Below are 12,899 nucleotides of genomic sequence, written 5' to 3' on the forward strand. Positions count from 1 at the left end.
TGCCAACGCTTTCATGATATTTGCAGCAACTAAATAATTATTTAAAAAATTCAATAGAAACTATAATCCGGGTAATAAATTGGATTATTATTTTTCTAATCCTTACAATGAATAAATTTACTTTTGGTGTTGCAATATTATTAAGCCTTTCTTTTTTGTCTGTTTTCAATCCCGTTTTTGCACAAACAGATAACCTCGAGCATATTGTAAAGGGTAGAACAAACTCAGCCACACAGCAGCAAAAACCATACTTAATCTTAATTTCTGCAGATGGTTTCAGACACGATTACGCCACCAAATACCAGACCGCAAATTTGCTTAATCTTGGTAAAAAAGGTGTAATTGCAAAATCAATGATACCCAGTTTTCCCTCACTTACTTTCCCTAATCATTATAGCATCGTAACCGGAATGTACCCTTCCCATCATGGCTTAGTAAACAATAGTTTTTTGGATGAGAAAAGTGGAGAAAGATATACAATGGGTGCTAAAGCCAAGGTTAAACAAGGCAAATGGTATGGTGGCACACCGCTTTGGGTATTGGCAGAAAAGCAACAAATGATTGCGGCAAGTTTATTTTGGGTAGGCTCAGAAGCTGATATCCAAGGCATCCGCCCAACGCGTTATTTTGATTACACTGAAAAAATTTCTGTTGATAAAAGAATAGCGATTGTTAAAGATTGGTTAAGCTTACCAGAAGCTGAAAGACCACATTTTATTACTTTTTACCTCTCAGAACCTGACCACGCCAGTCATAGCTTTGGTCCTGATGCCACAGAAACTAGAGATGCTGTACAAATGGTAGATTCTGCAATTTACAAACTTACCGAAGCCATTAAGCCTTTGGGTTTACCAGTAAACTATATTTTTGTTTCAGACCACGGTATGACTGCTGTTGACCAAGAACATCCCATTAAAACACCAAAGGAAATTGATACGGCAAAATACATCATCGCTGCGTCTGGAACCATGATGGATATTCATGCTAAAAACAAGGCCGATGTGATGCCTTTGTATGAAAAATTAAAAGATCAGAACCAAGGTTACAAGGCTTACTTGAAAAGTAATATGCCCGAATATCTTCATTACAATACCAGTGATGATAAAATGAACCGCATTGGCGATATTTTACTTATACCTGAATGGCCAAGAGTATTTTCAAACCGCAAGCCAGGCATTGGCCATCACGGTTTCGACCCTCGTAAGGTAAAAGATATGCATGCAACATTTATGGCTTGGGGACCCGCATTCAAAGAAAATCAACAAATTGATTCCTTTGAAAATGTAAACATTTATCCATTAATCGCCAAAATCCTCAACCTAACTTATGATGATCAAATTGACGGAAAATTGGAGGTACTATCCGGTATTTTAAAATAATGAATCTTTTTGTACAAAATTAGCTGTATATTTAATAAATCGGTGCAAAAACTATTGCGCATCACTTTCCTCAGCCATCTTGCCTAAAAAAGAATTTCATTCTTAAAGTCCACCACAAGTCCACCTCTTATCCACCTTTAATCGACCCCCTATAGTCATTTCATTGCACCTTATAAGGACCTTTAACGGAGCTTGTTCGAGAAATGGTGCATTTTTTCGAACAAGGTGCGAACAAGGTCCGGACATGCTGCGATAAAGATAACTTTCTTGCCTTCATAAAACCTTTTTTTAGCTTAGTCTCTATATGCCAGTTCTGGGTTTTCATAAATTTAAACATTTGCTATTCCATACAAAAGCCTGATATTCAAACCAGGCTTTTATAATGCTGTTTGAGTCTGCAACAATTGCAGAAAAATGGATTATCAGCTTGCCGTTAAAGTGCTGCCATTAATGCTTAGTGCATAAACTTTTAAAGCACTGGTTGTACCGCCATCATTCGGTTGTGCAAGAATTGCTCCTCCGGTTGTATATCTGGCACTGTGCAAACTACATTGAATGTAATTACTGGCCTGTATAAAACCAAGTGAACCACCCTGATGCGGGCAAACGGCCTGAGTGGCCGCAAAGGAAGTTGCAGCATTACCAGTTGCAGTGCGGATAAATAATATTCCACTAACCACAAGTGATGCCCCAACGGTTAACAATTGGGTAGACAGGTTAACAGTAGCACCTCCGGCGGGTGGATTTCCGCCAGGAGGAGGTGGTTGCGGGTCATCACCTTTACTACCGCAGCCTGCGAAACAACTGCCCGTGCAAACCAGGGCAACCCCTAAGCCAAGGGATTTGATAAATTCGTTACGTTCCATTTTGTTAAGTTTTAGTATATGTTAGATTGGATATTTTTATCTTTTGATTTATAGAGGGTAAAGTTTCTGGATATGGTAAAGCCAAAGCGTACGCCACCATGTTTCCATGATTTTTTAGTATCAGGAATGAAGCTATTTTCTGTGATGTATTCCGAATTCATAAAATTGAGCGAGAAAACGTGCCCACCTGTTTCGATTTCAAGACCAACACCTAAAGGATTATAAAATTGCTGTGTTAATGTTGCCGGACGGTTCAAGCCATTAACCAAAGTATAATCTGCAACGAATGATAAACGCTTCGTGAGCTTCACGCGTCCGGCAAAACCCAAACTGAAGAGGTTATCCGGGTCATTTGCTTCTGTTGTTTTTCTCCGCATTAATAGTGACGGCGCAACCTGAAGCGAAATCCGGTCTGTTATTCTACGCGAAATCAGGGGTTGCAAAAAATAGCTGAAACGATTGCCATAAGATGCAAATTCATTGGTCGCAAATGGTTTCCGTGTTATCCATGCCATTTGAGCAAGGAAAGTAACATTTAGAGGAAAGCTACGCCCGGCTTCTTCATTCTGTTCGAAAATTTTATACTTTAAAAAACCATTATAAAGTTCATCATGTTTGCTCCTCCCAATGCTGATGGTTAGTTTGTCGGTAATACCATAGTCAAAGCCAATAAACAAATCTGAGGCAACATCAAGACCATAAAGCGTATGCCCACTGCCAAATTCGCCGCCAATGTCTCCAAAATGGTGGCGGATGCGCATATCCAAATCATGCGCTTTTTGTGTTTCAGTTGAATGCGATAATACAATACGGGTAGATTTAAAGGTTGGGTTATGTGCCTTCACGGCAGCAGTATCAACCATTGTGTTCAGCAGGGAATCTGCCGATTGGGCAAACAGCAGCTTGCAAACAACCAGAAGCAATGCGGTTAGGGTAAATCTTTTAAACATATTTTAGGGTTTTTGGTTAAGGGTTCCGCTAACTTTTACATTAATCACCTTTGCAATTTTTGTAAAAACCAGCGTTGGGATTTCAATATTATGGTCAGCGCAGGCCACATCGAAATTTGCTGCAAGGCTAAGCTGTTTGTTTTTTACAGTGATTTTGACAGGCACTGTTCTTGCCCTGCTCTGCCCATGAATCGTAAGTGTGCCTTTGGCGCTTGTACTATATTCCCCGTCGGTAGTCCAGTTAATATTGGGTTCGATTTTACCCTTGAAAGAGGCAACAGGGTATTTATCGCTTTCCAGATAATTTTCATTAAAATGCTCCTGCATGAGTTTCTTCTCAAACTCAAAGCTTTTTATTGGTACCTGAAAAGCAAATTCGCCGCTGCTGGAAACCACTACCGCAGTGGTTTTAGAACTGGAGGCTTTAATATCTTCTATTGGTGTTTTGGAATAAAATGAGGCTATTACATTTGATGCGCTATAGCTTTGTGCATTTACGGACAGGCACCGCAATACAATAAAAGCCAGCACAAGTGCTGCGATGATGAGTTTATTGGCTTTCATGCTGTTTGTTAATTTATATGCTTAAGGATGAGAAAGGAAAAGAATGGGATGGGAAGTCATAAACGGAGTTTGCCGACCTCCCTCCCATTTACCTAACCCCTATTTTATGGTGCAGGCGCTGTGGATGTGGTTAATGTAAGCACAGGCCAGAAACCTGGCGCAGCACCCACGCTTACCCCCTTGTTTTCACCTCTGTTTAAATCCTGCCCGAAGTAGTAAAGCGGCCAGCCTTTATAAGTCATTTGTTTTTTTCCAAACACATCAGTAACCCCAATTAAATCTTTTGTCAGAATTGAAGGCAGACTTTTTAATTCGCCTTCATAAACTGGCCAAATGGTATTATTGCTTAAATCGGCCCTTGTAAAAGTGTTCTTATTATTTTTATCTGGCGAAAAGGCATAAAGTGTTCTGCCAGCAGCATCGGTAAAATACCTGGTTAAACCTGTTCCTTCAACATAAGCCGAGGTGTACATTTTTCCATTTAAGCCAACAAGCTGCGCATTCGCCAGCATCAAGGAATAATCTGGCTTGGCCACAAACCAGATTCCGCCAACGCCATCGCCTTTTACATCTTTGGCATTAAGGTCGCTTGCATAATAGTAAAGCGGATAACCTTTGTAAGTGCTTTGTTTTCTGCCATCGGGTCTTGTAATTTCACTCACTTGCGTCTTATCGAGACCCATATCAGTACTGGCATCTGCCGAATAATAAAGTGGCCAAACGGCTTCGCAGCCTCCTGTACAGTTGGCTGTTCCGGCAGCATCCGAAGCAAAAAAGTAAAGACTTTTTCCATCCTTATCTGTTAAGATGCTTCCAAACTTGGCATCGGTTGCCAATTGTATACCCTTTTTATCTGCAACGGGTTCTTCGCTTCCTGATTTTTTACAGGCGGAGGCAAAAATTAACAACATGCAGCTTAGGATGATTAGATTTTTTTTAAGGTGGTTTATCATAAGGTTCTAGTTTAGAGATTAGTAATTATATTTGAAGGCATTACGCTAAACCAACAGCCACGGTTGCCTTAACCACGAAAGATTTTGCAGAAAAATATTTTTATTAAAAAAGATGATTGTTCAGGCAACCTTTGTATAAAACCTATCGTAATGAATATTGAAAGGAGAATCAGTGGGCATCAAGCTTGATAGCGAACACTTAGTTGAGAAGTACATAGCCGGTTGTATTAGAAATGAAAGAGATAGTCAGAAAGCGCTATATCAACACTTCTATAGCTTTGCTATGGGTATTTGTTTGCGTTACGCAAATGACAAGCTTGATGCAGCTGGAATATTAAATGAGGGCTTTTTCAAAGTCTTTAAAAACATTGCTAATTATGAGCCAGATAAAGCTTTCCTTCCTTGGCTTGGCAGAATCATAACGAACACAGCAATTGATTTCTATCGGGTAAATCTGAAGTTTTCGAACCATGTTGATTTAGATTCTACGGATGTCACGCATCCGGTGAGTACCACTCATGATAAACTTGCCTATGAAGACCTCTTAAAGATGGTACAACAGCTCAGCCCGGCCTATCGCACAGTCTTCAACTTATTTGCCATTGACGGTTTTTCGCATGAGGAAATTGCGCAGATGCTGCAAATTTCGGTGGGCACATCTAAATCAAATTTATTTAAGGCAAGGATAAAATTACAGGAACTGCTTAAAGCAAATGAGGCGCAGGAAAGGTTAAGTCGGCCTGCCGACAACAGCTCACCCGTAATGCAGGTTAGGTTAAACACAAATATTTAATGAAAGCGGAAAAAGATATAGATAAATTATTCAAAGCAGGACTTGAAAACCCTGATGTACCATTTAATGAAATGGATTGGGCCGCTATGGATAAAAAGTTGGATAGAGCTGATAAACGCCGCATAATTCCTTTCTACTGGATAAGTGCAGCTGCCGGAATTGCTGCAATGCTGGTTATTGCATTTTTAATATTTAAGCCTGCTCAAAAACCAGCTCCGCAGATTAGCTATCAAAATAAATCAAAATCAAATGGCAAAGTAGACACTATAGAACTTGCAAAATCATCAGATAAGGCAGAACCAAACAATAAACAGAACACGATTGATAATACGATTCCATCAATAGCTAAAAATAATTTAATACCCCTGAAAGAAAAACCACAGCCGCGTTTTTCTGCAGCTGCTTTTTCAACGAATTCAGAAATCAACTCAGCTAGCCAAAATTTATTGGCCAATGCCTACAGCCAGAAACTTACGGAGCTTAATCAGAATAAAGTAGATTTTGAAAAAACACAGTTAAATACTAAAATCAATTTTAAAGCCCTACCAATCCCTACGGAGGCAATTAAAAGGTCTTCAAATAAACCGATGCTATCCTTGGGTTTTACGGCTGCACCTGATTTAACCAGCGTACAAGGCTCTGGGCAAAGCAGCTTGAGCGGTGGTTTAGGCTTGGAACTTACACTTTCAGTTAGTAAAAAACTGAGCATAACCACAGGTGCGGCTTATGCTAAAAAACTATACGATTCAGATTTCAGCCGCTATAACCCAAATTCGAGTTATGTATTTAGAAATCAACCAATAAATATTCATGCCAATTGCGATGTGCTGGATATCCCGATAAATGTAAATTATAAACTACTTGGAAATAGCCGGAACAGCTTAATCCTAACTACAGGATTATCCAGCTACCTGATGCTGAGGGAAAAATATGACTATACTTACCAAAATCCTGATGTAAGCGGACCGACAACTTACCAGGTTCGGAACCAAAACCAGCACCTGCTTGGTGTTGCAAATATCGGGGTAACCTTTCAGCACAAAATCAACAATAAATTCGCGGTAGGCATCAGCCCTTTTATGAAAATCCCGCTAACCGAAATTGGTTACGGCAATTCTAAATTGTCTTCTACTGGCGTGGCCGTTACGGTAAGCATGACTGATTTGTTCAGAAAGAAATAAAGCAAGACGAATAATTACCAGCTCGGTAAAACATTCTATAGCATAACATTTTGTTAATATGCTATTAATATCTTCTTGCATACTTTGGGCAGATTAAAATCAGTTGGAAACGCTTATCAAAATTGAAAAGGAAAAACGCTTTGAGCAAAGCTACAACAGCGTAGAACTGCTTTATAAGAGATGGGCTTCTATTCTAAAAAACTATGCAAACTATTTTTTAAATGATGATGAAACCTCATCAAGCATAGTTAACGACATTTTCATGCGGCTTTGGGATAAGGATCAGGAAATTGAAAACCCGAAGGCATACCTTTTCAAATCGGTAAAAAATGCTTCTGTGAACCATATAACAAGCCAAAGCAAAAAAGCAATGGTTTATTATGATGCGCATGACCTGACAACACTTTCCGATTCAATACAACCCAATGAATTTTTAGGCGAAGAATCTGCCCAATTGATTTTCTTACAGAAACTAATTTCCATGCTTCCGGAAAAGAGGCAGCTTGTTTTCAGGATGCACCGCATAGAGGGATTCAGCTATTCCGAAATTGCAGAATTACTGCAAATTTCAACCCGCACCGTAGAAGATCATTTAGCCAAAAGCATGAAATTCATTCACGAAAACTGCGGTCAATTTTTTAATCAACAGTTAACCAAACCTTAACTTAGGCAGCCCGTATTTTCTCCTATCAGATATGTCTTTAATACTGAAGACTACATCTACATGAAAGAAGAAATTTGGAATCATATTATTAAACGCCTTACCCAAACTGAAACAGCCATTTCAAAATCTGAATTGGACAATTGGCTTTTGGAAAGTAGCGGTAATCAAAAAAAATACGAGGAATGTGCGCTGCTTTGGCAGCTTACCGGAAAGTTAAAACCCGACGAAGCACTTGATATACCAAAACTTAAGCCTGAAATAAAATCAATAAATCCCAGACCAAAATTAAACCTGTATTGGTATGGTGGCATTGCCGCTGCTTGCTTAGTTGTCATTTTTGTTTTAGTGTTCAATTTCAGCAAAAACAATACAGCACCTGCTACCGAATGGATTAGCAAAACTGCTGGTCGTGGTAAAATGTTATCGGTAACCTTGCCAGATAGCTCGAATGTAATGCTCAACTCCGGAACAAGCATTCGGTACCAGAAGGATTTTGCAAAAAAAGAAACCAGAACCATTCAGTTATCGGGCGAAGCCTTCTTTGAGGTTACACATCGCGAAAAGCAACCATTTGTTGTAGAAAGCGGACGTGTTAAAACAGTGGTTTATGGTACAAGTTTTAATGTAAGGGCTTACAAAAACGAACGACATATACAGGTTAATGTTAAATCGGGTAAGGTTGGCGTTCTGAAAACTGCTGATAAAGCTCAACCCATATTTTTATTGCCAAATAAGCGCTTAACGTTTGATACAAGTACCAACGCATTTTCGCCAATAGCAAGCACAACAAATGCTGCTGATAATTGGAAAAGCGGCACAATGATATTTGAGCAAACGCCAATAATGGAGGTGCTGGAAGCGCTTTCGAGAAGATTCGATGTAAAATTCGACACCTCAGATTACCATAATTCTTCATGTAAGCTAACCGCCAGATTTGAGCGAAAAGATTTACCCGCAATTTTAAAAACGATACAAACCGTGATGAACATTGAGATAAACCAAATTAATCAAACTATTTATCTAAAAGGAGGAAACACATGTAAATAAAACTAAAAAGCCGATCCCAAAATCGGAAACGGCCTTAATAGGATTAATCGTTAGCTGCGAACTCTCGATTAATCAGAGAAATATGAATAAATACGAACATTTAAACACACCCAAATTTATGAAAAATTTTAATGGGGCTAGCCGCCTTATAAAAATAATTATGCGAATAAGCTTTATTTACGCCATCACTTCTATCCTGTTCCTGAACCTTTTGCAAGCATCTGAAGCAAATGGGCAAACCGGATTAGACATCAAAATTAGCCTTAAACTAACAAACGTTCCGCTGAAGGATGTTTTGAAGCAAATTGAACAAAAAACAGGCGTTGGCTTTGTATACACCAACACCGAAAACACCAGTAAAAAAGTATCGGTTAATGATTATGCAAAATCTGCAAGAACCATTTTAACCCCACTTTTAAACCAGAATCAGTTGATAATGATTGAAGAAAACGGAATCATTATCATTAAAAACAAACCAATTGTAATCAAGAAAGCCAAACCAGGTTCTATAGTTGGTTACGTTAAAGACAAGGAAAACAATAAAACACTGCCTTATGCAACCGTAATTTTAAAAGAAACCAACCGCAAATTTATTACAGATGTAAACGGTTATTTTATTATCGACAACGTAGCAATTGGCAAGGCTACCGTTATCGTGAACTACATTGGCTACAACAGCAGCCAATACACCGTTACTATTGAAGATGGCAAAACCACCAATGTTGATTTTAAAATTTCGAGTTTAAGTACCGACATCAAAGGCATCACGGTTAACGGGATAAGACGTGGTGAAGCAGTTGCCTTAAGTAATATGCGCAATGCGGATAACATTAAATATGTACTTTCTGAGGAGCAAATCGAACGTTTTCCGGATGCAACCGTTGGTGAGGCCATGCAGCGTGTACCAGGTATTGCAATGGATTACAGTTATGGATTGCCAAGAAACATCATCATAAGAGGTTTAGACCAATCGATGGGTTCGGTTACCTTAAATGGAAACAGATTACCCTCTACCTCTACCAGTTCGAGAGAGATTGATTTGAACGGAATTTTATCTTCAACAGTTGAGGCCATTGAAGTAAATAAAACCTTAACGCCTGATATGGATGCAGACGGAACGTCTGGTTCAGTCAACATCATTTCTAAAACACCAAAGCCGGGTCAGCAACAGCTTCAGGTAAAGGGTGCATTCGGTCATAACTTTTTAGTGGATAAACAAAACATGGATGGTTCCATTACCTATGGAAAACGCCATGACAAGTGGGCATACCTCTTCGGCGTAAATTATAGTAAAAGCTTTAGAGGCGAAGACCGTGTTCAGAAAGATTATGGCACTTATACCATTAATGGCGTAGAAAGAGTATTGTTATCAAATTTAGAACTGGAAGGAACAGATTTAAGACGTGAAAATTTAGGCTTGCAAACAGAACTAAGCTACTTCCCGAACGAGAAAAGCCAGCTATATTTCAGAGGTTCATTCAATAAATTCTATGAACTTCAAACCAGGGGAACAAAAAGCTACAGCATTGGCAACTACACCGATATCAACACCGTTACAGGCGTAAGCATCGGTTCGAGTGGTACACCAAGAAACTATAACCGCGATTTAACAACTTTCTCTTTGGGTTATAAAACAGAATTTAACAACTGGAAAGCCAACGTAGATTTTACCTATTCTACCGGTTTATATGACCAACCGCTATATTTTGACGGCTACTTCACCAATACTGGTTTATCAGCTGCTTTAGATGTTTCCAATCCACGTGCACCTCAGTTTAATTTTGGTAGTGTAGACTCGGATAATGCGGCAAATTACACAACAAATTACTACACCAATCGCCACCAGATTGCCCATGATAGAGATGGACAAGCATCTGCTAATCTGGAACGTACTTTTGATTTAAGCGAGAAAAACAAATTACTAATCAAATTCGGAGGCCGTTATAAATACAAGGAAGATGATCATACCCGCAGTTATTATCAATACACTTTAAGAACTGGTCGATTATCCTTAACAAACTTTTTAGGCAACTACGAACGTAAAGAGTATTTCGATGGCAATTACAACTTATCTGGTGCCATTTCTGACGGTTATTTAATGGAGCAATACTATCAGAACAACAAATCGCTCTTTGTTGACAATACCACCTATATCCGCCAGAATACCGATCCGGATTCTTACAACGGAAATGAATCTTTAACAGCGGCTTATGGAATGGGAAAACTTACCTTAAACAAACTCGACATTATAACGGGTTTGAGGTATGAACGTACAGGTTTTAACTATAACGGAAACATTGTAAACTTCGACAATACCGGCAATTATGTAAGCACGAATAAAGTGAATACAAAATCTTCGTTCGAAGGTTTCTTCCCAAGTTTAAACCTGAAATATGCGCTAAACCCTCGTACAAACTTCAGAGCAGCTGTAACCAGATCGCTTTCACGTCCGGGCTACTATAGTTTGGTGCCATGGCAGGAAGTTGAACCACGACGCAGACGTATGAAGATTGGAAATCCTTATTTAGACCAGGCTACTTCAACAAATGTTGATTTATTATTTGAGCACTACTTAAAATCTTTAGGTTTAATTTCTGGAGGTGTGTTCTACAAAAACATAGAAAATTATATATATGAAAGCATTTATACACAGGTTGGTGGCAACTTCAACGGTTATCAGGTTACACAAACGGTAAATGGTGCAAATGCACACGTATATGGTTACGAAGTTGCCTGGCAACAACAACTCACCTTTTTACCGGGTTTCTTAAACGGATTTGGTATTTATGGTAATTTCACTCAAATCCAATCGAAATTTAAGGTACCCGGATTGGTAAGCGAGCGTACGGTTAGGTTGCCATCTATGCGTCCTAAGGTTGGTAATGCTTCACTGTCATACGAAAAATATGGTTTTTCAGGACGTATTTCCATAAACTTCTACGATACCTTTATTTCTGAGCTGGCAGATGTGGAAGCAAACGATTTGATGGAAAAAGGACGTACACAGTTAGATTTTTCTGCATCTCAAAAGATCAGCAAAAGCTTCTCCATTTTTATGGGCATTAACAACATCAACAATGCTCAAATCATTTTAGATTATGGAGATGGAAGACCAAATGATCATAAATATTATTCATCATGGGCGAACATCGGCTTTAAATACACCCCATTTCAATAAACTATTATGAAGAAAAATTTCTTAAAATTAGGTATCGCAACGCTGCTTTTAATCACTTCAACAGGTGGTTTTGCACAATCTTTCAAGGCAACGCCAATTCCCGATCGCATTATATTAACCTGGTCAGCAGACCCAACCACTACGCAATCGGTTACCTGGCGCACAGATTCTACGGCAAATCAAGGTTTCGGACAGATATTGGTCGAAAGTAGTTCGCCAAAATTAGAGAAACCAGAATCTAATGAGTTTAAGGCAACAACATCTGTCTTGAAAGGCAAGGAATATGAATCCGCAAATTACCACAGCATCACCTTCACCGATTTAAAACCGGATAAAATTTACACTTATCGGGTTGGTGATGGTACCAACTGGAGCGAGTGGTTTCAGTTCAAAACCGCACCGGGCAATGATAAACCATTTTCTTTTATCTATTTGGGCGATGCTCAAAATGACATCCGGTCGAAATGGTCGCGGGTAATCAGAAGAGCTTTTGCAACACATGGCGATGCCCGGTTTATTGTACATGCAGGCGATTTAATCAATCGCTCAAACAATGATAATGAATGGGGAGAATGGCATTTTGGCGGTGGTTTTATCAATGGCATGATTCCAAGCATCCCATCATCTGGTAACCATGAATATTTTCGTGATGAGCAAAAAGCTTTAACCCTCGACCCGCACTGGAAAGCGCAATACACTTTACCAGAAAACGGACCTGAAGGATTAAAGGAATCGGTTTATTATGTGGATTATGCTAATGTTAGGGTAATATCGCTGAACTCTCAAATGATTGTTCTGGATAGTAACTCATTAAAAATCCAGGCGAAGTGGCTGGAAGATGTCCTTAAAAACAACCCTAAAAAGTGGACGATGATTACCTATCACCACCCTATTTATTCAACTGCAAAAGGCAGAGACAATAAGGAATTCAGAGAAATCTTTAAACCTCTATTTGACAAGTACCATGTCGATTTATTGATGCAGGGGCATGACCACACTTACAGTCGTGGACAAAATCTACCAACAGGTACATCCGGAAAAGTTGGCGGACCGATGTATGTGGTATCCGTAGCCGGACCAAAAATGTATAAGGTTGATGTTAATCCAAAATGGATGGATGTATTTGCAGAAGATACGCAGTTGTTTCAAATTATCTCTGTTAATGGCGATGAATTGAATTACACCGCTTACAAAGCATCAGGCGAAGTATTCGATAGTTTCAAACTGCTAAAGAAATCGAAAGATAAGGCCGCAGTTTTTACAGATACTAGGGCAAAAAAATAATGTTTATCAAACGTTGGTATCACTAAAAAAAAGTGATACC

The 12,899-nt window shown here is 39.1% G+C and carries 11 protein-coding genes; 7 read left to right on the plus strand and 4 right to left on the minus strand.

Annotated features, from left to right (window positions below):
- The first annotated feature begins 107 nt into the window (after nucleotides 1–107).
- Nucleotides 108–1,379 carry an ectonucleotide pyrophosphatase/phosphodiesterase gene (locus R2Q16_RS01080; protein WP_316734642.1) on the plus strand — a complete coding sequence of 424 codons (1,272 nt, stop codon included), beginning with the start codon at nucleotides 108–110 and terminating at the stop codon, nucleotides 1,377–1,379.
- Between the two features lie 422 nt (nucleotides 1,380–1,801).
- On the opposite strand, the gene R2Q16_RS01085 is transcribed toward R2Q16_RS01080, so the two are convergent.
- The 4 genes from R2Q16_RS01085 to R2Q16_RS01100 form a co-directional block, all read right to left on the minus strand.
- Nucleotides 1,802–2,245, minus strand: a complete 444-nt coding sequence (locus R2Q16_RS01085) for a Rieske 2Fe-2S domain-containing protein (protein WP_316734643.1) — start codon at nucleotides 2,243–2,245, stop codon at nucleotides 1,802–1,804.
- Nucleotides 2,246–2,256: 11 nt separating this feature from the next.
- Nucleotides 2,257–3,195 carry a DUF5777 family beta-barrel protein gene (locus R2Q16_RS01090; protein ID WP_316734644.1) on the minus strand — a complete coding sequence of 313 codons (939 nt, stop codon included), beginning with the start codon at nucleotides 3,193–3,195 and terminating at the stop codon, nucleotides 2,257–2,259.
- A gap of 3 nt (nucleotides 3,196–3,198) precedes the next feature.
- Complete coding sequence (locus tag R2Q16_RS01095) at nucleotides 3,199–3,759, minus strand: YceI family protein (protein WP_316734646.1); 561 nt, start codon at nucleotides 3,757–3,759, stop codon at nucleotides 3,199–3,201.
- A gap of 104 nt (nucleotides 3,760–3,863) precedes the next feature.
- On the minus strand, nucleotides 3,864–4,712 hold the full coding sequence (locus R2Q16_RS01100; RefSeq protein ID WP_316734647.1) for a hypothetical protein: 849 nt from the start codon (nucleotides 4,710–4,712) through the stop codon (nucleotides 3,864–3,866).
- 157 nt (nucleotides 4,713–4,869) lie between these two features.
- On the opposite strand from R2Q16_RS01100, the gene R2Q16_RS01105 reads away from it, so the two are divergent.
- From R2Q16_RS01105 to R2Q16_RS01130, 6 genes are all read left to right on the plus strand, one after another.
- Nucleotides 4,870–5,505 (plus strand): sigma-70 family RNA polymerase sigma factor, encoded by a 636-nt coding sequence (locus tag R2Q16_RS01105; RefSeq protein WP_316734648.1) that lies wholly within the window; start codon nucleotides 4,870–4,872, stop codon nucleotides 5,503–5,505.
- Nucleotides 5,505–6,686, plus strand: coding sequence for a hypothetical protein (locus R2Q16_RS01110; RefSeq protein WP_316734649.1), 1,182 nt, complete (start codon nucleotides 5,505–5,507; stop codon nucleotides 6,684–6,686). Before R2Q16_RS01105 ends, R2Q16_RS01110 begins: the two co-directional genes overlap by 1 nt.
- 103 nt (nucleotides 6,687–6,789) lie before the next feature.
- A complete protein-coding gene (locus tag R2Q16_RS01115; protein ID WP_316734650.1) occupies nucleotides 6,790–7,350 on the plus strand; it encodes a sigma-70 family RNA polymerase sigma factor in 561 nt (186 codons plus the stop codon).
- A gap of 60 nt (nucleotides 7,351–7,410) precedes the next feature.
- Nucleotides 7,411–8,397 (plus strand): FecR family protein, encoded by a 987-nt coding sequence (locus R2Q16_RS01120; RefSeq protein ID WP_316734651.1) that lies wholly within the window; start codon nucleotides 7,411–7,413, stop codon nucleotides 8,395–8,397.
- An 82-nt stretch (nucleotides 8,398–8,479) separates the two neighbouring features.
- A complete protein-coding gene (locus R2Q16_RS01125; RefSeq protein WP_316734652.1) occupies nucleotides 8,480–11,575 on the plus strand; it encodes a TonB-dependent receptor in 3,096 nt (1,031 codons plus the stop codon).
- A 6-nt stretch (nucleotides 11,576–11,581) separates the two neighbouring features.
- Nucleotides 11,582–12,859 carry a metallophosphoesterase family protein gene (locus R2Q16_RS01130; RefSeq protein ID WP_316734653.1) on the plus strand — a complete coding sequence of 426 codons (1,278 nt, stop codon included), beginning with the start codon at nucleotides 11,582–11,584 and terminating at the stop codon, nucleotides 12,857–12,859.
- The last annotated feature ends 40 nt before the right edge of the window (nucleotides 12,860–12,899 follow it).

It is taken from the genome of Pedobacter aquatilis (assembly GCF_032678425.1).
Classification (GTDB): Bacteria; Bacteroidota; Bacteroidia; order Sphingobacteriales; family Sphingobacteriaceae; genus Pedobacter; species Pedobacter aquatilis_B.